The sequence below is a fragment of the Nocardia sp. NPDC003345 genome, from assembly GCF_053589395.1.
In genome coordinates, this window is sequence record NZ_JBSFRU010000003.1 from 41866 (window position 1) to 65274 (window position 23409).

Consider the following 23409-nt stretch of genomic DNA (forward strand, 5'->3'; position numbering starts at 1 on the left):
CTCACCAATTCGTCTTCAGCAGATGGACCAGGACCAGGGCACCGGCGGCCTGCACCGCCAGCCAGGGGCGGGTGCGCGCGGCCGGCAGGAAGGCGGTCGCGACGAGCAGCCACATATCGAACGGTAACCAGATCCGCTCGGTTTCGGCTTTGCTGAGCCCGCTGATATCGGCGGCGGCGATCGCGCACAGCGCGGCGGCCACCAGCAGCGAGCCCGGTTCCAGCGTGCGGAGCCGGGCGGGCGAGAGCGTGGCTGCCAGCCCGGCCGCGGTCGCGAGTCCGACGGCGCAGACCGTGGCGGCCAGGTTGCCCCACCACCAGTACCCGTAGGGCCGTTCCATGGCGATCCCCTGGTAGTAGCGCTCGACGACCAGGTGATATCCGTCGAACCACCAGAAACCGGCGATCGTGAACGCGGCCACCACGAGCAGCGCTCCCAGGACCGCGGGGATCAGCGGCCGCGCGGTCCGCGCCGCGACCAGGACCGCCACCGCGAGAAACCCCATCAGCACCAGGCCGTAGTTCAGGTACATCCCCAGGGCGAACAACAGGCCCGCCGCGACCGCCGTGAGTTGCCACCGGCCGGTATTCGGGAAAACGGTGGCCGCCGGCGGCGTATCGCCCCCGGCCCCGGATACGACAGCCGGAACCGTTGCCGCGGTGCCGTGTTCGGAGTGGGCCCGGGCCCGGCCCGCCGCCACCGCCAGCAGGGCGACGGCCCACGCGGTGACACCGGTGAACACCGCGTCGGCGGAGACCGCGATCCAGATGGCGGCGGGGGCGAGCACCAGGAAGGGCAGGACGGCCCGGGCGCGCCGCTCGCTGCCCAGGGCCCGCAGGGCCACCGCCACCGCCAGCGGCGCGGTACTCCCGATGAGGACGCAGACGACTGCCGCCCAGGCCGGCCCGCCCAGGCCGAGACGGTCCAGCCCCACGAAGAACAGCAGTGCGCCGGGCGGATGCCCGGACACATGGGTCGTCCAGGAATCGGGTTGCCCGTCCAGGATCCGGTCGGTGAATCCGCGCAGCACGGCGGGTATATCGGTGACACCCGGAACCTCGGCGAGGTATTCGTGGCCGTCGGCCAGGCGCGAGGTGATGCCGCGTTTCCAGCCGTCCACCAACGCCAGGGCGAAGGCCCACGTCAACGCGGCCAGATAGCTCGCGCCCAACAACCGCCGCCAGGGCAGCCGCCGCGCCAATGCCGGGCCCCATCCGACCACGGCCACGGCCAGGACCACGGCGGGGACGGTACCCCAGCCGAACCGGGGGGACCAGTGCCCGAAGATCGGGGCGGCCGCGGCGAAGATATCGCGCCGCCATGATTCGCTGGCCAGTTGCGGGACGAGGAACGCCACCGCCACCAGCGTGGCGGCGAGCCCCGCGCCGAGCAGTTCGCCGCGGACCCGGGTCCGGGATGTCGTGAGGTCGATCAGATCCGGCACAGAGGCCACCCTATGCCGGTCGGGGCGGTGAACAGCGGATTCATCGCGACCCGGGACACGACGTCATGCTTTTGTCACAGGTTTCCGGCCGATTCCGGCCTAGCGTGACACCTATGGCGACAGACCCTCCCGACCCGGCCGGTGTGACCGTCGTGATCCCGTGCCGCAACGAAGCCGAAGCATTGCCGGGCGTCCTGGCCGCACTACCGCCCGGCTACCGGCCGATCGTGGTGGACAACGGCTCCACCGATGCCACGGCCGCCGTCGCCGCCGCCTGCGGTGCCCGGGTGATCACCGAGACGCGCCCCGGCTACGGCGCCGCGGTGCAGGCCGGGATCGCGGCGGCGGGTACCGGTCTCGTGGCCGTCCTCGACGGTGACGGATCGATGGATCCCGCGGAACTGCCGCTCCTGGTGGCCGCGGTGCACGAGGGCGCGGATCTCGCGGTCGGGCGGCGCCGCCCGGTGGCGCGCGGAGTGTGGCCGTGGCATACCCGCCTCGGGAACCGGGTCGTCGCGCACCGGCTGCGCCGCCGCTACGGATTACCGGTGCACGATATCGGCGCGATGCGGGTCGCGGGACGTGAGCGGCTGGAATCGCTGGGCCGGCTGCACGACCGATTCGGATATCCGCTGGAATTGCTGGTCCGGGCGGCGGACGCGCACTGGCGGGTCCGCGAGATCGATATCAGCTACCACCCCCGGGCCGGCGGTACGTCGAAGGTGTCCGGATCGGCGCGGGGTTCACTGCGGGCCACCCGGGATTTCCTGGCGGTCCTGCGATGACCCGCACCGGAACCGGCGACCGCGGCTCGGCGGTACTGCCGGCCACCGTGCTGATCGTCGCCAAGGCGCCGGTGGCGGGTTTCGCGAAAACCCGGCTGACCCCGCCGCTGTCGCCGGTGCAGGCGGCCCGGCTGGCGGCCGCCGCGCTACTGGACACCGTGACCGCGGTCCGGGACTGCCCGCTCGCGCACCGGATGGTCACACTCACCGGAGATCTGGGTGCCGCCGAGCGTGGCGACGAGATCGCCGCCGCCCTGGCGGGCTTCGAAGTGCGGCCGCAGCGCGGCGGCGGCTTCGGGGAGCGCCTGGCCAACGCGCACGCCGATGCCGCCCGGGCCGGACTGCCGGTACTGCAGATCGGGATGGACACCCCGCAGCTCACCTCCCGCATGCTGACCGAGGCGGCCCGCGCACTGGTGTCCGGCGGCGACGCCCTCCTCGGCCCGGCCGCCGACGGTGGGTGGTGGGGACTGGGACTGCCGGATCCGCGGGCCGCGCGCCTGCTCGCCGAAGTTCCGATGTCCACCCCGGAAACCGGTGAGCGCACCCGGCGGGCGCTACGGTCCTGCGGTTACCGCGTCGGACCCCTTCCGCTGCTCACCGATGTCGACAACTACGACGACGCGCTGCGGGTCGCGGGTGAATGCACGGGCCGGTTCGCGGCGGAGATGGTCACGCTGACGGCCGGGCAGGCGGCCAGGTGATCGGGCGGTTCGATCCGGCCCTCACCGGTGGCGAGTGCTGGATCCGGAGCGCCGACGGCGACCGGACCCCGCTGCCGACCCGGCGGTGGCTCGGCGGCGGACGCACCACCGCGGCCGACCGGCAGGTGGATTCGGCACTGGTCGGCTGCTGCGACGGGCCGACCGTCGATCTCGGCTGCGGGCCCGGCCGGCTGGTCACCGCGCTGTGCCGGCGCGGGGTGATGGCGCTGGGCGTGGATATCTCGCCGGTCGCGATCGCGGTCACCCGGCATCGCGGTGCGCCCGCGGTGGCCCGCGACGTCTTCGGCCCGCTGCCGGGGGACGGACGCTGGCACTACGCATTGCTCGCCGACGGCAATATCGGGATCGGTGGCGACCCGCGCCGCCTACTGGGGCGGGTCGCGCGGCTGCTCCGGCCCGACGGCCTCGCCGTGGTCGAATTCGACTGTCCGGGAAAGGGAATCGTGGTCCGGCAGATCCGGCTGGAAACCCGGGACCATGCCGGTGACTGGTTTCCCTGGGCCGAGGCCGGGATCGACCGCGCGGACGCGCTCGCCGCCGAGACCGGCTTCGAACTGCTCACCGTCGCCGAGATATCCGGGCGGCACCTCGCCTGGCTACGCCGGACCGGCGCGGGCCCGGCCGATACGCCACCCGGGCCCGGACCTGCCGCCGCGGGTCACCGGGCCGGTGCGAAACAGGCGCGGTAGAGCGATTCCATCTCCGCGGTGAGCTCGGGCGCCGGGCCGTCGGTGACCGCACCCGGTATCACCTCGCCGATCGCCAGGGTCGCGACCGGGGAAGCGGGTGCGCCCCAGGTGTGCAACCAGTCCGCGAGCTGACGGCCCGAGGCGGCGTACACGATGCGGCCGAGGCCCACCCAGCCGTGGCTCGCCGAGCACATCACGCAGTGTTCGCCCGAGGTGTAGACGGTGGCCGCGGCGCGCTGTTCCGGGTTCAGGTGGGCGGCGGCCCAGCGCGATATCTCGAATTCCGGATGCCGGGTCGGATCGCCCCCGGAGACCCGGTTGCGATCCTCGAAGAGCACCGTGCCGTCGACGTCGGCGAGCAGCGACCCGAACGGCTGGTCGCCGGCGGCGAGCGCCTCCCGCGCCAGCTCGACGCAGCGGCGGAGATACCCGAGATCGTGCGAGGTGATCGTCATGAACGCATCCTCGCCTACGAACCACCCGCGGGCGGTGACCCGGGGTGGGTCACCGCCCGCGCGGCGGAGGGCCGGGCCCGGGCGGATGGGCCCGGCCGGGTTCGTCTACCGGATCAGCGCGCCGTTTCGGCCGGTGCTCCCGTCGTCGAGGTCGCGGCGGGCTCGGTGGTGCGGGAGGGTTGCGCGTCCGTCGAGGTCGGCGCGGCGGAGGTGGACGGGACGGCCGGTTCGGTACTGCTCGGCGGTGTGGCCGGCGCCGGGGCGGGCGCGGCGACCTCCGACGGCGCGTTCGTGCCCGGGGTGGTCGCGGGTGCGGTGCCCGTGGGCGCCGTCCCGGCGGGTGCCCCGGTGGTGGTGCCCGCCGGTGCCGTGGTGGTCGTAGTGCCGGCCGGCGCGGTCGTGGATGTCGCGGCCGCGGCGGTGGTGGAGGTGGCCGCCGCCGCGCGATAGGCGTCGTCGAGGTCTTCGGCGGTGGGCGTCGACTTCGTATTCACCGGTTCACCGGCCTGCGCCTGCTTGGCCAGATGGGTGAGCCACGCCGCCGCGTACTCGGCCGAGGTCAGCGGTTTGCCGTTGTTCGGGTCGGCATCACGCCAGTAGTCGAAATGGTGTCCGGTGGCGTTCGGCCCGAGGGTGAGTTTGTAGGGATCGGACAGGATCACCGGGATGGTGTTCTGGTTGGTGACGATCAGCCCGACGATCTCGTTGAGCACCTTCTGCGGCAGGTACGCCAGCGGCGAGATCTCGTCGGTGGAGATGGACTCCGCCGGCTGCTCGGGCGCGGGTTTCGCGGCGGCGGGATCGTAGGCCGGATCGGAGACCCGCAGCAGCACCTCCAGGAAGGTTTCGTCACTGGCCATCCAGTTCGGCTGCGACCGGATATCGCCCAGCGCCAGCAGCGCGACGCGGCTGAGGGCCACCGCGACATCCTGCCCGGTGGCCGGGGTCAGGCCTTCGCGTTCCAGGGCGTCGGCGTTCACCTGGCGCGCCACATTGACCACGAGTTGCAGCAGCGCGATATTGTCCGGCGCCGCGCAGGTGAGGTCGCCGTCGGAGCAGAACGAGGCGATCTTGCCGTTCAGCGATCCGAAATCACCGGAGGTTCCGGGCAGCGCGCCCTGCCCCGGGACCGGGGTCTTGCCGTTCTGATAGACCTGATCGAAGCCGTCCGGGTTGCCGAACGGGTTCTCCGCCCCGGGGAACGGTCCGTCCCCGGCGGTCCGGCCGCCGTCGGCCAGGATCACCACACCGGTCACCTTGTCCGGGTCGACGATCGCGTAGCCGCCGTCGGTCTGCTCCTGATGGCCGACCTCCATGGCGACCCGGCGCACCACATCGGCGCCCTCGCTGTAGCCGACGATCGCGAACCGGGTGTCCGGGCAGGCCTGCGCGATCTCCCGCATCACCTGCTTGGTGTTGGCCGCACCGGTGTTGACGGCATCCTCGTAGGTCGCCATATTCGCCGGATAGGCGATATAGACCGCGGCGTACGAGCCGGGGGCGACATCGTCGGCGGGTGCGTTGACCACCGGGTCGACCCATTCGCTGCTGTGGTCGCCGGACAGGGCCGCGGGCAGCGGGTTCCCGTTGGCGTCGACCAGCAGTTTGGTCGTCCCCGCGGCCGGGGTGTCACCACGGCCGGCCACCGAGATGGTGACCATATCGTGGCATTCGGTGACCGAGGCCCGCAGCTGCGTATCCACCTGCTGCGGGGCGGTCACCGAGTAGGCGGCGCCCACGGCCGCGACCACGCCCAGCGTGGCCGGTGCCGCGATCGCCGCGGCGAGACGGTGCTGCGCGAGATAATCGCGACAGCGCACGAGGTAACCACTCCGGAAAGCCATGTCCCCAGCTCCATTCCACAACCCGATAAATGGACGGGCCGGCCCCCCGACGGGCCATTACGTCACCGGAGACGTCGCCGCGCGGGTCCGCGGCGTTACGGTGTCACTTCACCGGCAGGGCTCCGCCGTGGTAGGTCACCGACGGGCTCCACAGGAAGAAACTATCGATCCCCACCTTCGCGGCGGCATCGATCTGGGCTCTGACCTGCGCATCTCCATACTCGACGCCGAGGCTGAAATCTTGCAGCCAGGGCACCACCCGGGCGCCGGTACCCTCGGTCACGGTTTGGAAGTCCCGGAGTGAGGCCGCCACGATGTCGTAGGGCTGGGAGTTCGGGTCGGCCACTCCGTACTCGCCGGGACCCCAGTGCGACGGATAGATCATCGGCGCCACATAGTCCACCTGCCGGGCGATGAGGCCGATGTCCTGGGCGATCTGATCGGGGCGGGTGGCGGCGATCCCGTAGACCGCGGCGCTCTGATGGGCGCCGGCGGCCTGCACCGGGGTCCGGCTCTGCCGCAGGAATTCCGCCACCGCGACCGTCGCGGGCCCCTTCAGCCCGGGGAACCGCATACTGCTCAGCGGGCCGTCCGGGCGGCGGACGTAGTCGTACATGACACCGTCGAAACCGAGTTCGGCGGCCTCCACGGCGAGCGCGATGTTGTAGCCGCGCACCTCGGGGTGGGCGAAATTGGTGAACGCGATCGCGCCGTAGTGGCTGGAGTACGGCTGCCGGGCCGGATTCTGGATCACCCAGTCCGGCCGGCCGTGATGCCAGGCCCATTCGGCCAGCGCCGGATCGCGGAAGGCGACGATCCGCCCCACGACCTGCACGCCCATATCGTGCAGCTGCCGCAGCGCGGCCCGGGCGTCGTAGATGGGGGTCGCGGCACCGGTGCTGCGGGCCAGCGGTACCGCGGAGTCGTAGCCGACCACCCCGTCCTCGTCCTTGATGTCGAGCTGCACGGTATCGATGCGGCCCTGCCGGGCCAGGTCCAGGACCGCCTCCCGCATCCCGTCGTGCGACCAGGCGTGCGCGGTGACATGCACGGCGCGCATCCGCGGCAGGTCGATACCGGTGGTGAGTGCCGCGGTGGTGGCATTGCCCGCGGCGTCCACCGCGACCACTTCCGAACCACCCGGGCTGTGCGGCAGTTCGGTTTCGAAGCTGCCGTCGGGGCCGGGGGCCACCGCGTGTTCGCCGATCGACACCCGGGTGGCGTCGGAGGCGCGGCCGCGGATCGTCACCGGATCGCGATAGGACCCGACGGCCTCGGGTTTCGCGACCTCCAGTGCGGGGGCCGCGGTATCGACGGTGAAGGTCGCCGACGCCGCGGGGTCGCGGCGCAGCCACCCGGACGGGATCTCCGCGGTGAAGGTGTGCTCCCCGTCGGTGAGGTTCTCCGGGTGGTAGAGCACGGTGTGGCCCTCGACCCGGCCGTCGACGGGCGCACCGTCGAGGGTCAGCCGGACCGACCCGGGATCGTGTCCGGCGGCATCGACGCGCAGGGTCAGATCCGGTAGCGCCGCCGCGCCCACCGGGCCGGGCGGTAGCCCGCTCAGCGGGAGTTGTTCGACCGGCTGCCGGGCGGCGCCGACCCCCACCGACACCAGGACGACCGCGAGGACGACACCGAAAACCAGGACCGCCGACCGTTTCCGGCCGAGGGCCCGTACCCGCATGAGCACAGCACACCAACTTCCACGAACACCATTCCCGGACAGGATGGCCAGTGCGCCGTGTCACCAATCCGTTTCGCGGAGATGAACCGTAAATCGTTGTCGGCACGTAACATTCGTCCGATGGTTCGATACCCGGTGAGTATTGTTCGGGTCGTCGTGGCGGCTCTCTGCGCGATCGGTGCCGCGGCCTGCGGCGGCGCGGCCGAGACCGCGCCCGCCCCGGCGCCGCCGCCCCCGCCGGTGGCGACCACCACCCCGCCACCGGATCCCGCGGCGGTCGGCGCCGACGAACTGGGACTGGTTCCCGTCCTGATGTACCACCAGCTGGCCGCGCGGCCGGCCGGTGAGTACGACCAGACACCGGCCGAGTTCCGCGGCGAGCTGGACCGGCTGTACCAGGAGGGCTACCGGCCGGTCACCGCGGCCCAGTACATCGCCGGTGCCATCGATATCCCCGCCGGGACCCACCCGGTGGTGCTCACCTTCGACGATTCGACCACGAGCCAGCTGCGATTCGGACCCGACGGCCGGCCCGCCCGCGACTGCGCCGTCGCGATCCTGGAGGAATTCGCCGCCGCCCATCCGGATTTCCCGGCCCGGGCGACCTTCTACGTCACCAACGACGCCTTCGGCGGCGATCCGCGCGCGCTGCCCTATCTGACCGGTAAGGGTTACGAGATCGGCTCGCATACCGCGAGCCACGCGAATCTCGCGGCCGCCGACGCCGCCGGTATCCAGCACGAACTGGCGTCGAACGTGGCCGCCATCACCGCCGCGGCACCGGGCGCGGCGGTGACCACGATGGCACTGCCACTCGGTATGGCGCCCGGCGACCCGGCCCTGGCACGCGCGGGCCGTGCCGGGGGTACCTCCTACCGGTTCGACGCGGTCATGCTGGTCGGTGCGAATCCGGCGCCGTCACCGTTCGGCGCGGTCGACCCCGGCGCGGTACCCCGGATCAGGTCCGGCCTGGGTGCCGTCCCGTTCGACAGCGCGTACTGGCTGGACCGGCTGGCCGCCGAACCGGGCAGCCGCTACACCTCCGACGGCGACCCGGATCGCATCTCCTTTCCCCGGGATTCGGCGGACCGGCCGGCCGCCGGATGGGCGGGGCGGGCCCGGCCCTACTGACGCCGCCCGGCGGTGACTGCTCGGCGAACCTCGATCCGGCCCGCGGGCCGGGCCGATCAGTCGGTGACCCGCGACCCGACGGTATGCACGATGACGACCTCCGGGTTCCACGGCACCAGTGCATCGACCGATCCCTTCAGTTCGTCGACGGGCGGCAGTTCCTCGGGTGCCCGGATCTCGATGGTCGCGGTATCGCTGTGCAACGTCACATCGGTGACCTGCGCGCCCGGGATATCGCGTAACCACTGCCGGGTCGCGTCGGCGATCTGATCGGCCCACAGCGAGGTGAGGGAATTGACCACCATCGGTATCGCGACCACCACCAGTGCCGCGGCCAGTACGGCGTAGGCGCGCCCGCGCCGCGCGGCACCCGCGCCGGCCTCGTGGGCGTAGCCGGTGAATACCAGGACCACCGCGGCGGTGATCATCATGGCGACCATATTGGAGGCGAAGAGTACGAGCGCGCCGAGCCCGAGCGCCGGTGCTCCCGACCCCAGGCAGACCCCCACCACCGCGAGCGGCGGCACCAGGGAGATGGCGATCGCGACACCCGGCAGCACATCACCCACATCGCGGCGGGTGACGGCGACCGCGCCGACCAAGCCGGTGGCCAGGGCGGCGGAGAGGTCGACGATCCGGGGCGAGGTCCGGCCGAGGACCTGGGAGTTGCCGAGGACGTCGGTCGGTATCGGCAGTAGCTGCGCCACCAGGAATCCCAGCAGGATCACCGCGGCGGCACCGGCCGCGACCAGCAGCAGGCTCCGGGCCACCAGCCGGGCATCGCTGGTGGCGATACCCAGGCCGACGCCGAGGATCGGCACCGACAGCGGCGCCACGATCATCGCGCCGATCACGGTCGCGGTCGAATCGCCCACCACACCGGATACCGCGATGACCCCGGAGAGCACGAGCATGATCCAGAACGCCGAGCGTTTCGCGCGCGAGTCTCCGGCCGACAGGTTCAGCCGTTCGGCGACCTCGTCGAGGCCGCGGCGTTGACTCGCGGGAACCAGCAGCGACATCCCGGGGCCTTAGTCCGGCAGCCGGTGCATCTCGACCACGGTGAGACCCAGATTGTCGATGCGGGCGAGAATCGTGCGGACACCGGTGGAATCGGTGACCGGCCCGGACAGGACCGTGGTGCCCCGGTCCCGGTTCCCGGTGAGTTCGGGGAAGGCGGCGAGGGCCCGCTCGGAGAGTTCGCCGTCGATGGTGAACTGGTATCGCATCGCCATCTCCTGCTGGTCGCGGCTCGGGTCGGCGGCGTCCGGGCGGGAGAAAGCGGTCCGGTGCCGGATACGAGTGTCGCCCGGAACCCGGGGCGCGCACCTCGTCCGCATCGGGTGAAAGACGGCCGCGGTGCGGGGATCCCGGCTCCGCGGCCGCCCGGGGCCGTCAGAGCAGTCCGGCGCGGCGGGCCGCCTCCAGTGTTTCCATCCGCGAACTCGTGCCCAGTTTGGCGTAGATCCCGCGCAGATGGGTTTTCACCGTATTGATGGACACTCCGAGATCGTCGGCGATGTGCTGGGTGGTGCGGCCCGAGGGCAATTGGCGCAGGATGGTCGCCTCGGTCGCGGTGAGCGGCGGATGGTCGGCCCGGCGGTGCGCGTGCCGGCTGGCCCGCACGGTATCGGCGAACACACTGTGGTGGCCGAAGCATCCGGCGTAGTAGTCGAGCAGTTCGACCGCGCCCGGTACGTCGAAGAACGGCCGGGTGATCTGGTGGGTGGCGGCGAGCCGCAAGCCCTGCTCCACGGCCTCCCGGGATTTGGGATCGTTGCCGAGTTGGTGGTGGGCGCGGGCGTCCAGCAGTAGCGCGGTCAGCCGGCTGACCGGATGGGCCGCGGGGGTGGTCGTCAGCAGCGGTTCCACCTGGGTCACCACCGCCTGGTGGTTGCCGGCGAACGCGGCCAATGCCGCCCCGGCCAGTACGGTGTCGGGTGTCCGGCCCAGGACCGCCCGGGCCCGTTCGACGAGCCGCTGCGCGGTCGGTGCCTCGTTCACGCTCAACAGCGTCCACACCGCGGCGCCGAGCAGGCCACCGCTGAGCGCGGGCGGGGGGTCGGCGTCGAGGACCCGGCCGATACTGCGGCGCAGCCGGTCGGTGGCGGTGGCCCGGTCGGTGGCGCACTGGCAGTGCAGCAGCGTGCCCACGGTATGCGGTAGCCAGCCCGCGACCGGGCCCGGCGTCCCGTCGCGCCGGATCCGTTCGGCGCACAGGATCTCGATCCGGCCCGGTTGCGGATCGGTGCCCTGGAGGTAGGCGCCGTAGGCCTCCAGCGCGGTGGCGTGCACGGCCTCGGGCAGATCCAGCAGATCGTGATCGCGGGCGATGGCCCTGGCCCGTTCGGCCCGCTGCCGCATGGTGGTGATCGAACCGGCGAGACCGGCGGTGACGGCCAGCCGGGTCACCGCGATCAGGCGCAGTCTCGGATGGCAGCGGGACCTGGTGCGGGTCAGCGCCACCCGGAGCCGCTCCTCGCCGCGGGCGAGTTCGCCGCGCAGGACCAGCACCGTTCCGGTGGTGACCGCGAGATAGCCGTCCAGGTCCGGCCGGTCGGCCGGTGGCAGCCGCTCCGGTAGCGGAGTCGATTCCGGTGCGGCGCCGGTGGTGACCGCGAGTTCGGCGTCCACCGCCGCGCCCAGCGATTCGAGCCGGTACGGGCCCGCCAGCGAAACCGGTTCGTCGTCGGCCCGCAACCGGGTGCTGTCCCGGTAGGCCTGCGCGGATCCGCTGTCGCCGTGCAGCAGCGCGTCGGTGGCTTGCAGCAACCGCAGGAACGGGTCGGCCAGCACCTCGGGGGCGGCCTCGGCCAGTGCGTCGAACAACGCCTCGCCGTGGTCGGCCAAGATCAGCGCCAGCGCGTGATCGGCCAGGAACGAGGCCAGCGGACGCCGGTCCGGCACGGCCAGCAGATGCCGCAGTGCCGCCCACAACTCGCCCGTGGCCATCAGCTGCCGGGCTGCGCGCAGACGCAGGTCCGCGCACAGATCCTGGCCGAGCCGGTTGGCCTCGGCCAGGAAGTAGGCCCGCAGCATCGGGTGATAGGAGAAGCGGACGGTCCCCCCGCGCGCGAGTGAGGTCATCGGGAAGTTGAGCCGGTTCAGCTCGTAGATCTGATGCGCGGCACCACCGCCGACCAGATCGTCGGCGAGTTGTTCGGTGAACTCCTCCGGGATGCTGGTGCAGGTCAGGAACTGGCGCAGCGCGGGGGAGAGGGTGTCGATGAGTTCGCCGACGAGGATATCGGCGAACGCGTGCGGGGGCCGGGCCAGCGCGGCCAGGGCGTCGGCGTGCTCGGCGGTGTGGGCGCTCAGATAGATCGCGGCGATCCGCACCAGCGCGGCCCAGCCCTCGGTCAGCGACATGAGGGTCGCGAGATCGTCGGCGCCGAGTTCGCATTCGTGGCCGTCGCAGAGCCGGGCGGCCTCCGCGGCGGACAACGCGAGATCCGGAGCACTCCAACGGGTCAGCCGGGAGTGCAGGTCGAGCAGATGCCAGCGGATCGGTGGATCGAAGCGGGCACAGAGGACGATGGTCACCGAATCGGGCGCGTTCTGCAGGAAGTATTCCAGTCCGGCCAGCGCCAGCGGGTCGGTGATCAGATGCGCGTCGTCGATGATCAGGACGGTCGGAGTGCGCTGGGCGGCGAGGGCTTCCAGGAGCGCTTCCGCTTCACCGATTCCCGCCGCCGGGGCCCCGGCGGCGCACCGCAGCTGGAGACGGCCGCGCAGTTCCGCCCACAGCGACATCTGGTCGCGCACGGTGACCCACGCCGTGCGGGTGTCCGGGTGGCTGCGCGGCAACTGCCGCGCGGCCCAATCGGCGACCGTCACGGTCTTGCCGATCCCGACCGCCCCGCAGATCAGCAGCACTCCGCCGGAACCGCGATCGAGCACCGAGTCCAGCGCGGTATGCAATCGATGGCGGGAGACCGGGGTGAACGGGAAGACCGGGATATGTGACCGCGCCCGAGCTCGCGATACCGGGCGGCCCGTCGGATCCAGTGTTTGCGAAGTGGTCACGGTGCCTCCCGACGAAGATGTCCGAAACAGCACTAGCACGCACTCAGCGGGAGCCTACCCGAGGCCGGACCTGGGACGACCGGTCCTGAACCAACCTGTTACCAGGGCGTATCCGGCCGGATTCATCCGTGGTGGGTGAACCGGAAGCCCGTGCGCGAGACATACCGTGGCGGCTGTCGCCGCGCGCGGGGACCCCTGTAGCCGAAGCGAACGAGGTGGGCCATGTCGTGCCGGGAAGCCAACGAGTCCGGGGCCCGGTCGTGACCGAGCCGGCCGCGGGTGCCGCGGGATCGTCGTGGTCCATACCGCGCGGTCTCATCGTGCTGCTGGCCACGGCCGCCGCGGTTGTGGCGATCGGCGGTACGAAGATCTTCTCCGGGGTACTGGGCCCGGTATTCCTGGCGCTCATGCTGGCCGTCGCGGTGCAGCCCATCCAGACCCGGCTCCAGCGCCGTGGGGTGCCGCCCTGGCTGGGCATGCTGGCGGCTCTGGTCGTGGTGTACCTGGTCCTGCTGGGATTGGTGGCGGCACTGGCGGTATCGGTGGCCCAGCTGGCCACCTCGCTGCCGGATTACACCGACCGCTTCGCCGATCTGCTCGACCAGATCCGCACTCTGCTGCACAACTTCGATATCGACAAGGAACGTATCGAGCACGCCCTGAGCGGTTTCGATTTCGGCAAGGCGGTCGATCTGCTCGAAACGCTGCTGGTGGGGCTCAGCGGCATCTTCTCCGATCTGGTCTTCATCCTGGCGTTGCTGCTGTTCATGGCCTTCGACGGGATGAGTATCGGCCGCCGCACCGGGGTGCTGGCCACCATGCGGCCCGATATCGCCCGGGCGCTGAACGCGTTCGCCGCGGGCACCCGCAAGTACCTCATCGTGTCCACCGTGTTCGGGCTGATCGTCGCGGTGCTCGACGGTGTCGCCCTGTGGCTGCTGGCGGTACCGTTCCCGCTGCTGTGGGCGCTGCTGTCGTTCATCACCAACTACATCCCGAATATCGGGTTCGTGGTCGGCCTGGTGCCGCCGGCGCTGCTGGCTCTGCTGGACGGCGGATTCACCAAGATGGTGTGGGTGATCGTGCTGTACTGCGTGTTCAACGTCGTGGTGCAATCGGTGATCCAGCCCAAATTCGTCGGTGACGCCGTCGGTCTCAGCGTGACGGTGACCTTCCTGTCCCTGGTGTTCTGGACCTGGGTGCTGGGCGCGCTGGGCGCGTTACTGGCCATCCCGCTGACCCTGCTGGCCAAGGCGGTGCTGATCGATATCGATCCGTCGACCCGCTGGCTGACCGTGCTCATCAGCGACCGCGCCCCCGACGAACCGGTGCCCGGTGAACCGGGTGTCGAGGATTCCGGGCGGATGGGCCCGGCGGGTCCCGAACGAGAAGGTGGTGCGGACCCGCGGCCCGGAACCACCGGCGCCGGTCCGGGCACCTGACCGGATTCACCCGCCCCGGGTGAGGCGCGGTGGCTTCGGCGCGCGCGAGAGTCGTGCCACACCTGCGCTCGGAAGGAGTGGAGATGACAACCGCACCGGACCAGAGGGCACGCACCTCCGTCGAATCGCCGCTCCGGCAGGGGGTAGCCGCCGGTACCTCGATCGGAGCCGCGATCCTGCTGCTCACCGTCGGCGTGCTCTCGCTGCTGCAAGGTATCGCGGCACTCGCCGACAACGGGCTGTTCGTGGTCGGGACCGATTACATCTACGAATTCGACCTGAACACCTGGGGCTGGATCCATATCGCGCTCGGCGCGGTCCTGATCGTCAGCGCGCTCGGGCTGATGACCGGTACGGCCTGGGGGCGCGGTCTGGCGATCGGCATTCTCGCGCTGTCCATCCTGGCGAATTTCCTCTGGCTGCCCTATTACCCGTGGTGGTCGACGCTGGTGATCGTGCTCGATATCGTCGTGATCTGGGCGATCGCCACTTGGCGGCCGCGGACCTGATCCGGCTCACCGGCGCGGGTCCCGGCATCGGCCGGTTCCGCCGCTACTGTCGGAATCCATGAACCGCCGGGTCCGGTGGCTACGCGCGCTGCTCCCGGACGAACGGATGCGGCGCGACGATGTGTTCGCCGGCCTGGCCGGCGCCATCGGCAGTATCCCGGACGGGATGGCGGCCGGAGTGCTGGCCGGGGTGAGCCCGGTACACGGGCTCTACGCGAGTGTCGCCGGCCGGATCGCCGGCGGATACACCACCGGCACCCGGCGGATGGTCGTCACCGCGACCAGCGCGTCCGCGCTGGCGGCCGGTTCGGCGCTGGTGGCGGTCCCGGAGGAGAACCGTCCGGGAGGGCTGGCACTGCTGACCCTGCTCGCCGGGTTGTTCATGATCCTGGCGGCGGTGCTGCGGCTGGGCCGCTACACACGGTTCGTCTCGCATTCGGTGATGACGGGGTTCCTGGCGGGGATCGCGGCGAATATCGCCTTCGGGCAGCTCGCCGATCTCACCGGATCCGATGCCGACGCCGATATCGCGGCCGTGCGGGCGATACAGGTGCTGCTGCATCCGGGCCGGATCGATCCGCCGTCGCTGATCACCGGTCTCACCGCGATCGCGCTCATGCTCGGGCTGGCGCGCACCCGCCTGCGGATGGCGGCGGCGCTGGCGGCACTGGCGGTGCCGACGGCGCTGGTGGTCGTCTTCGGCTGGGATTCGGTGGCACGGGTATCGGCCAGTGGGGAGATCCCGTCGGGCCTGCCGGGCCTGGGTCTACCGGATCTCACATTGCTGGGCCCGGGTCTGATCAGCGGTGCGCTGGCGGTGGCGGTGATCGTGCTGGTGCAGGGCACCGGGGTCGCGGAGGCCGCGCCGAACCCGGATGGGACCCGGGCGGATGTGAACCGGGACTTCACCGCGCAGGGTGTGGGCAATATCGCGGCCGCGCTGGTGCGCGGAATGCCGGTCGGCGGATCGATGGGGCAGACGGCGCTGAATCAGGTGGCCGGCGCCCGGACCCGCTGGGGCGGAATCTGGTCCGGGCTGTGGGGCCTGGCGATCCTGGCCGCGTTCGCGCCCGCGGTGGGGAAGGTGCCCATGCCGACCCTGGCCGCTGTGCTGATCGTCGCCGCGGTGGGATCGATATCGCAGGCCCGGATCACCGCCATCTGGAGTAGCGGGTCCACCTCGCGGATCGCCCTGGTGACGACCTTCGTCGCGACCCTGGTGCTGCCGGTCGCGGCGGCGGTCGGGGTCGGTGTCGCGCTCTCGCTGCTGTTGCAGCTGAACCGGGAGGCCATGGACCTGAAGGTGGTGCGGTTGCGGGCCGAGGGGCACCGGCTGCGCGAAGTACCGGTGCCGGCGTCGATCTCGGATCGCGAGATCGTGATCCTGGACGTCTACGGGAGCCTGTTCTACGCCGGCGCCCGCACCCTGCAGGCCCAGCTGCCCGATCCGGCCGGCGCCGAGGCTCCCGTGGTGATCCTGCGGTTACGCGGCCGCACCACGGTGAGCGCGACGTTCTTCGTGGTCGTGGCCGCCTATGCGCGACGGCTGGCCGAACACGACGGCCGGCTCTATCTCAGCGGAGTCGATCCGCGGGTCCGCCGGTTCTGGACCGATGATCTGCTGGCCGCGCAGGGTGTGCGGCTGGAGTTCTTCCCGGCCACCGCGACCATCGGGGAATCGACGCTGGCCGCCTACGCGCAGGCCCGGCTGTGGCTGCGGGATCAGGACGGGCCCGCGAATCCGGAGTGATTTCACCCGCCACGTATGACGAGCACGGCGCGACGGGCCACCTAGCGTGACGGTATGGGCACAGTGATCGGTGATCTTCTTCCGCTGGCGGTGGGAGTGGCGATCTCACCCATTCCGATCGTCGCGGCCATCCTGATGATCCTGTCGAAGAACGCGTCGGCGGCCGCCGGGGGATTCGCCGCCGGCTGGACGCTCGGGATCGTCGTCGCCACCGAGGTGTTCGTCGTGCTGGCCAGTGTCTTCGGGCTGTCCTCCGACAACGGTCCCGGTACGGCGGCGGCCTGGATCGAGATCGTCCTGGGGGCGCTGTTACTGGCGGTGGCGTTCGTCCAGTGGCGGCAGCGCGCCGAGACCGCCGAGCCCGGCTGGATGCGTGGCCTCGACGAACTGACCGCCGCCAAGGCCGCCGGTCTGGGTGCGCTGCTGTCGGGTCTCAACCCGAAGAATCTGCTGCTGTGCGCTGCCGCCGGTGTGGTGATCGGCGCCGCGGGACTGAGCGCGGGCGGGCAGATCGTGGCACTGGTGGTGTTCACGGTGCTCGCCGCGGCGACGGTCCTCGCCGTGGTGCTGGGATACGCGCTGGCGGCGGACCGGGTGCGCGATGCGCTCGACCGGACCCGCGCCTGGCTGGAGGCCAACAACCGGATGGTCATGGCCATCGTGCTGCTGGTGATGGGCGCGGTCGTGTTCGGTAAAGGGATCGGCGGGCTGTGAGCGGGGGCCGGGCGGCACCCGCGGCGGCGTCGCGATGGCAGCTGTTCGGGTCTCTGCACGGGTACCGCCGATCGTGGCTGCGCCCCGATGTGATCGCCGGACTCACCGTGTGGGCCGTCCTGGTGCCCGAGGCGCTGGCCTACGCGACGATCGCGGGAGTGCCACCGGTGGTCGGGCTGTACGCGGCGGTGCCCTCGCTGGTCCTGTACGCCCTGGCGGGCAGTTCGCGCCATCTCGTAGTGGGCCCGATGTCGGCGACGGCGGCACTCTCGGCGGCGTTGATCACCCCGCTCGCGGGTGCGGACGGCGGCCGATATATCGCCCTGACCACCGCGCTCGCCATCGCGACCGGGGTGGTGGGGTTGATCGCGGGATTACTGCGCCTCGGTTTCGTCGCGGCGTTCATTTCCGAACCGGTGCTGAAGGGGTTCATCATCGGGCTGGCGCTGGTGATCATCATCGGGCAGGTGCCCAAACTGTTCGGAATCGATAAGCGCGAGGGCAATTTCTTCGAGCAGGCGTGGGGAGTCCTCACCGGTCTCGGCGGGACGCAGTGGCGCACCCTGCTGGTGGGCGGGCTGAGCCTGGTTCTGGTGCTGGGCCTGAAACGCTGGCTGCCGCTCGTCCCCGGATCGCTGGTCGCGGTGGTCGCGGGCATCGTGGCCGTCGCACTGTTCGATCTGGACGATCACGGGGTCGAGATCGTGGGGTCGATAGAGTCCGGGCTGCCCGTACCCGGCCTGCCCGACGCCGGCTTCCACGACTACCTCGATCTGCTGGGCCCCGCCGTCGGAGTGCTGCTGATCGGATTCGCGGAGGGCCTGGGCGCGGCCAAGACCTATGCCGCCCGGGAAGGCTACGAGGTGGATCCCAACCGGGAACTGATCGGTCTGGGCGCGGCCAACCTCGGTGCGGGACTCAACGCGGGCATGGTCGTGAACGGCAGCCTGTCCAAAACCGCGGTCAACGGTTCGGCCGGAGCCAAGAGTCAGGTCAGCGGGCTGGTGGTGGCGGTGCTGACGGTATTCACCCTGCTGCTGCTCACCGGCCTGTTCGAACAACTGCCCGAGGCGACCTTGGCCGCGGTGGTGATCGCGGCGGTGATCGAGCTGGTCGATATCGCCGCGCTGCGCCGGCTCTACCGGGTGTGGTCGCAGTGGCTCGGCAAGGTCTACGGACGGGCCGCGCGGGCGGATTTCGTCGCCGCCGTAGCCGCCATGCTCGGGGTCCTGGTCTTCGATACGCTGCCCGGCCTGCTGATCGGCGCGGGTGTCGCCATCCTGCTGCTGGTGTACCGCACCTCCCAGCCGCATATCGCCGCGCTCGCGCCGCGCGACGGACTGTGGCTGGACACCGCGCGGCATCCGGGTCTGGCCGGGCGACCGGACGCGCTGGTGGTCCGGGTGGAGGCGGGACTGTGTTTCGTGAACGCCGATTTCGTGCGGCACCGGATCGAGCAATTGTGCACCGACCGGACCCGGCTGGTCGTCCTGGACGCGGAGACGTCGCCGGCGATCGACGTCACGGCCGCGAGCATGCTGGTCGATCTGCGGAACACCCTGGCCCGGCGGCGTATCGATTTCCGGATCGCCCGGTCCATCGGTCAGTTCGGCGACGAACTCACCGCCGCCGAGGCGGGCGGCCACGGTATCGCGGTGTACCCGACCATCGCCGAGGCTCTGGGGGAGACCTCCACGGCGGCCGGTAGCGACCGCGGCCGCGCTCGTTCAGCGGCGGGAACGACGGAACAACCAGCCCGCGACCATCCCGGCCAGGAACATGATCAGCAGGATGAGCCACATCGGTGAGGTGATCGTGACCAGCAGGAATTCGATATCGACCCGGTCGCGATTGGCGAAGATGAAGACAACCGCGAGCACGGTGACCACGAGCGCGAGCCACTGGTTCGGCGTGATCCGCGACAGTAGCGACTTCCTGGGAGCTGTTTCGTCGGGCATGGCGGTCCTCCGGATACGCCTCGGGTGCTGCGGACTACCCGGAGTGTCCGTCGCCGCGGTTGCGCAGGGCATCACCCACTGCGGATGAGGTGCCGCGACTCGCGAACGGCGATACGCGGGCCGCCGGCGCCGGATCTCACCCGCAACAGGCGATCACCGGGCCGCGACAGATGACTAGCGTCGGCGCGACCGGTGCACCGGAGCGCCCGGCCGTGCTGTTCGGGCGCAGATCCGGTCCCGTATCAGCGGAACCGACCGATATCGCGGAATGGGGTAACGATGACCATGCGGGTGGACTTCGACGACACCACCGATTTCGACAACGCGTCCCGGGGATTGGTCGCCGGACTCGATACACCCCAGGTGCGTACGGCCGACGGGCGCGTCATCTGGGACAACGACGCCTACCGTTTTCTGGACGGGGACTGCCCGGACACCGCGAATCCGAGTCTGTGGCGGCAGAGCCGACTCTGCAATATCGCCGGCCTGTTCGAGGTCACCGAGGGTATCTACCAGGTGCGCAATCTGGACCTGTCCAATATGACCTTCGTCGAAGGACGTGAGGGCGTGATCGTCATCGATCCGCTGATCTCGGCCGAGACCGCCGCGGCGGGACTGGCGCTCTACCGCCGCCACCGCGGCGACAAGCCGGTGACCGGAATGATCTACACCCATTCGCACGTGGACCATTTCGGCGGTGCCGCGGGGATTCTCCCGGCAGGCCACCCACAGGTTCCGATCCTCGCGCCCGAGGGCTTTCTCGAACACGCGGTGTCCGAGAACGTCTACGCGGGTAACGCGATGAGCAGGCGCGCGGTCTTCATGTACGGCGCCGTGCTGGCGAAGGCACCCGACGGCCAGATCGGCGCGGGGCTCGGTATGACCAACTCCACCGGCACCGTCACACTGATCCCGCCGACGGTCGATATCACCCGCACCGGCCAGGAGGAGGAGATCGACGGGGTCCGGATCGTCTTCCAGCTCACACCGGGTACCGAAGCACCGGCGGAGATGAATTTTCTGTTCCCCGACCGGCGCGCACTCTGTATGGCCGAGAACGCCACCCACAATATGCACAATGTGCTGACCCTGCGCGGCGCGGTGGTCCGGGATTCCCGGATCTGGGCGCGCTATCTGGACGAGGCCATCGCGCGGTTCGGTGACAAGGCCGATGTCGCCTTCGCTTCACACCACTGGCCCACCTGGGGGCGGCAGAACTGGATCGACTGGCTCGCGGGTCAGCGCGATATGTACTCCTATATGCACGATCAGACCCTGCGCCTGACCAATCAGGGTTTCATCGGATCCGAGATCGCCGAAATGCTGGAATTCCCGCCCGCGCTCGACAAATTGTGGGCCAACCGTGGGTATTACGGATCGACGAGCCATAACGTGAAGGCGATCTACCAGCGGTACATGGGCTGGTTCGACGGCAACCCGGCGCACCTGTGGGAACATCCGCCGGTCGACCAGGCACGGCGCTATATGGCCGACTACGGCGGTATCGACGCCCTGGTCGCGAAGGGCCGGGAGTACGCGAGCGCCGGTGACCCGAGGTTCGCCGCCACGCTGCTCTGCCACGCCGTCTTCGCCGAACCCGGCCACACCGGCGCGAAAGAGGCACTCGCGCAGGTGTACGACACTCTCGGCCACGGTGCCGAGAACGGTACCTGGCGCAACTTCTACCTGGTGGGGGCCGCCGAATTACGCGGCGGCCCGAGCCCGGTCGGCGCGCAGACCGCCTCCGCCGAGATGCTCGGTGCGCTGAGTCTCGACATGATCGTGGACTCTCTCGCGGTGCGGCTCGACGGGCCACGCGCGGCCGAACGCGATTTCATCATGGATTGGGAACTCACCGATGAGAATCTGGTTCACCGGCTCACGCTCTCGCGCGGCGCGCTCACCCATCGCACGCCGACCCCCGAGACGCCGGCGCCGGAACCCGCGGATCTCACTCTCTCACTCACCAAACAGCAACTGCTGGGCGCCGTGGCCGGAGGCGGACTCGACGGGATCGCCATGAAGGGCGAGGAGAGTCTGCTCGAATGGTTCGTCGGCCTGCTCGACGATCCCGACCCCCGATTCCCCATCGTCACCCCGTGAACTCCGGTGCGGCGCCCACCCGCCCGGCCGCGCCGTGCCCGGGCGGAAGCACGGGTCCCGGTCGTACCCGGCGCGCGGCGGCGGCTGGAGGCCGGCCGGTCCGGACGCGGCTTCACCCCCGGCGGGTGATCATCTCCGCTGTGCCGCCCGGCAGGCTGGGTGCACCCGGCGCGCCGGTGCCCAGGTCCCGGCGCGCCGGTGCAGTCCACGACACCGCATACGAGGAAGGTGCGGAGATGCAGTCGAAGTTCCGGGAACGGCCACCCACCGGACGCGCTTTCGCCGCCGCCGGTGCCGTGGCGGCCGCGGTGCTGCTGCTGGGCCTGGCGGTACTGGAGCTGGTACAGGGGATCGCGGTGGCCCGGGGCGCCGACTGGCTGTCGTCGGTACCGCGGTACCGCTACCGGTTCTCCACCACCACGTGGACCTGGATCCATATCGTCGACGCGCTCGTGCTCGCCGTGGTCGGCCTCGGCCTGATCGCCGGTCTCGCCTGGGCCCGGGTCGCGGCCGTCGTGCTGGCGGTGATCACCATCGCGATCAATTTCCTGTGGCTGCCCCGGGCACCGATCTGGTCGATCGTCGTGATCGCCGGCTGCGCGTTCACCATCTGGGCGGTCACCGCGTGGCGCCCGGAGGAGATGTAGGGCTATACCCGGAAGCGGTGTCCCATCCCGGGCTCGGTGAGCAGATGCCGCGGATGGGAGGGGTCGTCCTCGAGCTTGCGGCGCAGCTGGGCCATATAGACCCGCAGGTAGTGGGTTTCGGTCTGATAGGCCGGGCCCCAGACCTCACGCAGCAGTTCGGTGCGGCCCACCAGTTTCCCGCGATTGCGCACCAGCATCTCCAGGACACCCCATTCGGTGGGGGTCAGATGCAGTTCGGCGCCGTCCTTGACGACCTTCTTCGCCGAGAGGTCGACGGTGAACGAATCGGTCACCACCACCGGTTCGTCGGTTTCGGCCGACGCCGCGGCGCGCCGCAGGGCCGCGCGCAGCCGCGCCAGGAATTCGTCCATTCCGAACGGTTTGGTGATGTAGTCGTCGGCGCCGGCGTCCAGCGCGTCCACCTTGTCGGCCGAATCGGTGCGGGCCGAGAGCACGATCACCGGCACGCGCGTCCAGCCGCGTAATCCGGCCAGCACCTCGATCCCGTCGATATCGGGCAGTCCCAGATCGAGGACCACCGCGTCGGGCCGGCGTTCCGTCGCGGCGCGCAGGGCGCCCGCACCGGTCGACGCGGTCACCACCTCGTAGCCGCGGACCGACAGGTTGATACGCATGGCGCGCAGGATCTGTGGTTCGTCGTCGACCACCAGAACGGTCGGATGCGGGCCCGGCTCCTGCCCGTGCTCCGGCGCGGACTTCATCACGGCACCTCCGTAGGCAGCGGCTCGTCGCCGACGTTACCGGTCGTGGCGGCCAATTCGACGTTCACGGTCAGCCCGCCACCCGGCGTGGGCTCGGCGCTCACCGACCCGCCCATCGCGACCGCGAAACCGCGCACCACCGACAGCCCGAGTCCGAGCCCGCTGGTGTTGTCGCGGTCGCCGAGTTGCTGGAACTGGTCGAAGACCCGGTCGGGGTCGGTTCCGGGCAGACCGGGGCCGTGGTCGACGACCCGGACGACCACATGACCGTCCGCCGTTGTGGCATCCACTTTCACCGGGGACTCGGCTCCGTAGCGCAGCGCGTTGTCGACCAGGTTGGCCAGAATACGTTCGAGCAGGTCGGGGTCGGCCTGGACCGCTGTCGGGCCCACCCGCACGGTCACCCGGTCCAGCGCGCCGCGCCGGGCGCCGCGGGGGCTGACTCCGACGCTGACCAGGGCCCGGTGCACGACCTCGTCCAGATAGACCGGCCGCAGCCGCGGCCGCACCACCCCGGCCGCCAGACGTGACGAGTCGAGAAGATTGCCGACCAGCGCGGTGAGCTGATCCGCCGATTCCTCCACGGTGGCCAGCAATTCGGCGCGGTCCTCCGGGGAGAACTCCACATCATCGGAGCGCAGGCTCGAGATGGCGGCCTTGACCCCGGCCAGCGGGGTACGCAGATCGTGGCTGACCGCGGAGAGCAGGTCACGACGCAACCGGTCGGCCTCGGCGAGCGCGGCCGCCTGATTGGCTTCCTCGGCGAGCTGCTCCCGTTGCA

General features: G+C 70.7%; 21 protein-coding genes. 11 read left to right on the forward strand and 10 right to left on the reverse strand.

The annotated features are described in order from the left end of the window. Position 1: 1 nt before the first annotated feature. Positions 2–1444 carry a hypothetical protein gene (locus ACWDU1_RS00960; RefSeq protein WP_449994679.1) on the reverse strand — a complete coding sequence of 481 codons (1443 nt, stop codon included), beginning with the start codon at positions 1442–1444 and terminating at the stop codon, positions 2–4. A 113-nt stretch (positions 1445–1557) separates the two neighbouring features. Between ACWDU1_RS00960 and ACWDU1_RS00965 the strand changes: the two genes are divergently transcribed. The 3 genes from ACWDU1_RS00965 to ACWDU1_RS00975 are packed head-to-tail and all read left to right on the forward strand — an operon-like array spanning position 1558 to position 3643. Further along, positions 1558–2229, forward strand: coding sequence for a glycosyltransferase family 2 protein (locus tag ACWDU1_RS00965; protein WP_449994681.1), 672 nt, complete (start codon positions 1558–1560; stop codon positions 2227–2229). Further along, positions 2226–2933, forward strand: coding sequence for a TIGR04282 family arsenosugar biosynthesis glycosyltransferase (locus ACWDU1_RS00970; protein ID WP_449994683.1), 708 nt, complete (start codon positions 2226–2228; stop codon positions 2931–2933). Before ACWDU1_RS00965 ends, ACWDU1_RS00970 begins: the two co-directional genes overlap by 4 nt. After that, positions 2930–3643: a methyltransferase domain-containing protein gene (locus ACWDU1_RS00975; protein WP_449994685.1), complete on the forward strand. Its 714-nt coding sequence runs from the start codon at positions 2930–2932 to the stop codon at positions 3641–3643. The genes ACWDU1_RS00970 and ACWDU1_RS00975 overlap by 4 nt, the downstream gene beginning before the upstream one ends. Here the strand turns inward: ACWDU1_RS00975 and ACWDU1_RS00980 are convergent. The 3 genes from ACWDU1_RS00980 to ACWDU1_RS00990 all read right to left on the reverse strand — a co-directional run bounded on the left by ACWDU1_RS00980 (position 3613) and on the right by ACWDU1_RS00990 (position 7626). Next, entirely contained in the window at positions 3613–4098 is a 486-nt protein-coding gene (locus ACWDU1_RS00980) for a nucleoside deaminase (protein ID WP_449994687.1), read from the reverse strand. The genes ACWDU1_RS00975 and ACWDU1_RS00980 overlap by 31 nt on opposite strands. A gap of 113 nt (positions 4099–4211) precedes the next feature. Then, a complete protein-coding gene (locus ACWDU1_RS00985; protein ID WP_449994689.1) occupies positions 4212–5942 on the reverse strand; it encodes a cutinase family protein in 1731 nt (576 codons plus the stop codon). A 103-nt stretch (positions 5943–6045) separates the two neighbouring features. Further along, positions 6046–7626 (reverse strand): putative glycoside hydrolase, encoded by a 1581-nt coding sequence (locus ACWDU1_RS00990; RefSeq protein ID WP_449994690.1) that lies wholly within the window; start codon positions 7624–7626, stop codon positions 6046–6048. Between the two features lie 135 nt (positions 7627–7761). Here ACWDU1_RS00990 and ACWDU1_RS00995 point away from each other — a divergent pair, with 135 nt between their 5' ends. Beyond that, positions 7762–8757, forward strand: coding sequence for a polysaccharide deacetylase family protein (locus ACWDU1_RS00995; protein ID WP_449994692.1), 996 nt, complete (start codon positions 7762–7764; stop codon positions 8755–8757). A 56-nt stretch (positions 8758–8813) separates the two neighbouring features. Here ACWDU1_RS00995 and ACWDU1_RS01000 read toward each other — a convergent pair whose 3' ends face one another. The 3 genes from ACWDU1_RS01000 to ACWDU1_RS01010 all read right to left on the reverse strand — a co-directional run bounded on the left by ACWDU1_RS01000 (position 8814) and on the right by ACWDU1_RS01010 (position 12783). Then, the gene (locus tag ACWDU1_RS01000) at positions 8814–9779 is read right to left on the reverse strand and encodes a TIGR00341 family protein (protein WP_449994694.1); all 966 of its coding nucleotides are present in this window, start codon (positions 9777–9779) and stop codon (positions 8814–8816) included. A 9-nt stretch (positions 9780–9788) separates the two neighbouring features. Beyond that, the gene (locus ACWDU1_RS01005; protein ID WP_449994696.1) at positions 9789–9986 is read right to left on the reverse strand and encodes a hypothetical protein; all 198 of its coding nucleotides are present in this window, start codon (positions 9984–9986) and stop codon (positions 9789–9791) included. Between the two features lie 166 nt (positions 9987–10152). Then, complete coding sequence (locus tag ACWDU1_RS01010; protein WP_449994698.1) at positions 10153–12783, reverse strand: LuxR C-terminal-related transcriptional regulator; 2631 nt, start codon at positions 12781–12783, stop codon at positions 10153–10155. Positions 12784–13043: 260 nt separating this feature from the next. Here ACWDU1_RS01010 and ACWDU1_RS01015 point away from each other — a divergent pair, with 260 nt between their 5' ends. From ACWDU1_RS01015 to ACWDU1_RS01035, 5 genes are all read left to right on the forward strand, one after another. Continuing rightward, positions 13044–14225: an AI-2E family transporter gene (locus tag ACWDU1_RS01015; RefSeq protein WP_449994700.1), complete on the forward strand. Its 1182-nt coding sequence runs from the start codon at positions 13044–13046 to the stop codon at positions 14223–14225. A gap of 83 nt (positions 14226–14308) precedes the next feature. Continuing rightward, positions 14309–14734: a DUF7144 family membrane protein gene (locus ACWDU1_RS01020; RefSeq protein ID WP_449994702.1), complete on the forward strand. Its 426-nt coding sequence runs from the start codon at positions 14309–14311 to the stop codon at positions 14732–14734. Between the two features lie 58 nt (positions 14735–14792). Then, positions 14793–16484, forward strand: coding sequence for a SulP family inorganic anion transporter (locus ACWDU1_RS01025; RefSeq protein WP_449994704.1), 1692 nt, complete (start codon positions 14793–14795; stop codon positions 16482–16484). A gap of 54 nt (positions 16485–16538) precedes the next feature. Further along, a complete protein-coding gene (locus ACWDU1_RS01030) occupies positions 16539–17198 on the forward strand; it encodes a GAP family protein (RefSeq protein WP_449994706.1) in 660 nt (219 codons plus the stop codon). 41 nt (positions 17199–17239) lie between these two features. Beyond that, entirely contained in the window at positions 17240–19006 is a 1767-nt protein-coding gene (locus ACWDU1_RS01035) for a SulP family inorganic anion transporter (protein ID WP_449994717.1), read from the forward strand. Here the strand turns inward: ACWDU1_RS01035 and ACWDU1_RS01040 are convergent. Next, positions 18926–19156 carry a LapA family protein gene (locus tag ACWDU1_RS01040; protein WP_449994708.1) on the reverse strand — a complete coding sequence of 77 codons (231 nt, stop codon included), beginning with the start codon at positions 19154–19156 and terminating at the stop codon, positions 18926–18928. The two genes, ACWDU1_RS01035 and ACWDU1_RS01040, sit on opposite strands and share 81 nt — an antisense overlap. Positions 19157–19441: 285 nt before the next feature. On the opposite strand from ACWDU1_RS01040, the gene ACWDU1_RS01045 reads away from it, so the two are divergent. Beyond that, positions 19442–21259, forward strand: a complete 1818-nt coding sequence (locus tag ACWDU1_RS01045; RefSeq protein WP_449994719.1) for an alkyl/aryl-sulfatase — start codon at positions 19442–19444, stop codon at positions 21257–21259. Between the two features lie 236 nt (positions 21260–21495). Continuing rightward, positions 21496–21906, forward strand: coding sequence for a DUF7144 family membrane protein (locus ACWDU1_RS01050; RefSeq protein WP_449994710.1), 411 nt, complete (start codon positions 21496–21498; stop codon positions 21904–21906). A gap of 2 nt (positions 21907–21908) precedes the next feature. Here the strand turns inward: ACWDU1_RS01050 and ACWDU1_RS01055 are convergent, their stop codons facing one another. Beyond that, positions 21909–22628, reverse strand: coding sequence for a response regulator (locus ACWDU1_RS01055; RefSeq protein ID WP_449994711.1), 720 nt, complete (start codon positions 22626–22628; stop codon positions 21909–21911). Next, the coding region (locus ACWDU1_RS01060) for a sensor histidine kinase (protein WP_449994713.1) at positions 22628–23409 on the reverse strand (782 nt) is incomplete at its 5' end. The genes ACWDU1_RS01060 and ACWDU1_RS01055, both read right to left, overlap by 1 nt.

Coding starts and splice junctions, on each gene's coding strand:
- ACWDU1_RS01005 (WP_449994696.1), bottom strand. CDS start 9,986: ATGCGATACCAGTTCACCATCGACGGCGAACTCTCCGAGCGGGCCCTC.
- ACWDU1_RS01050 (WP_449994710.1), top strand. CDS start 21,496: ATGCAGTCGAAGTTCCGGGAACGGCCACCCACCGGACGCGCTTTCGCC.
- ACWDU1_RS01020 (WP_449994702.1), top strand. CDS start 14,309: ATGACAACCGCACCGGACCAGAGGGCACGCACCTCCGTCGAATCGCCG.
- ACWDU1_RS01055 (WP_449994711.1), bottom strand. CDS start 22,628: ATGAAGTCCGCGCCGGAGCACGGGCAGGAGCCGGGCCCGCATCCGACC.
- ACWDU1_RS00990 (WP_449994690.1), bottom strand. CDS start 7,626: ATGCGGGTACGGGCCCTCGGCCGGAAACGGTCGGCGGTCCTGGTTTTC.
- ACWDU1_RS00985 (WP_449994689.1), bottom strand. CDS start 5,942: ATGGCTTTCCGGAGTGGTTACCTCGTGCGCTGTCGCGATTATCTCGCG.
- ACWDU1_RS01025 (WP_449994704.1), top strand. CDS start 14,793: ATGAACCGCCGGGTCCGGTGGCTACGCGCGCTGCTCCCGGACGAACGG.
- ACWDU1_RS00965 (WP_449994681.1), top strand. CDS start 1,558: ATGGCGACAGACCCTCCCGACCCGGCCGGTGTGACCGTCGTGATCCCG.
- ACWDU1_RS01030 (WP_449994706.1), top strand. CDS start 16,539: ATGGGCACAGTGATCGGTGATCTTCTTCCGCTGGCGGTGGGAGTGGCG.
- ACWDU1_RS00980 (WP_449994687.1), bottom strand. CDS start 4,098: ATGACGATCACCTCGCACGATCTCGGGTATCTCCGCCGCTGCGTCGAG.
- ACWDU1_RS01045 (WP_449994719.1), top strand. CDS start 19,442: ATGCGGGTGGACTTCGACGACACCACCGATTTCGACAACGCGTCCCGG.
- ACWDU1_RS00970 (WP_449994683.1), top strand. CDS start 2,226: ATGACCCGCACCGGAACCGGCGACCGCGGCTCGGCGGTACTGCCGGCC.
- ACWDU1_RS01000 (WP_449994694.1), bottom strand. CDS start 9,779: ATGTCGCTGCTGGTTCCCGCGAGTCAACGCCGCGGCCTCGACGAGGTC.
- ACWDU1_RS01040 (WP_449994708.1), bottom strand. CDS start 19,156: ATGCCCGACGAAACAGCTCCCAGGAAGTCGCTACTGTCGCGGATCACG.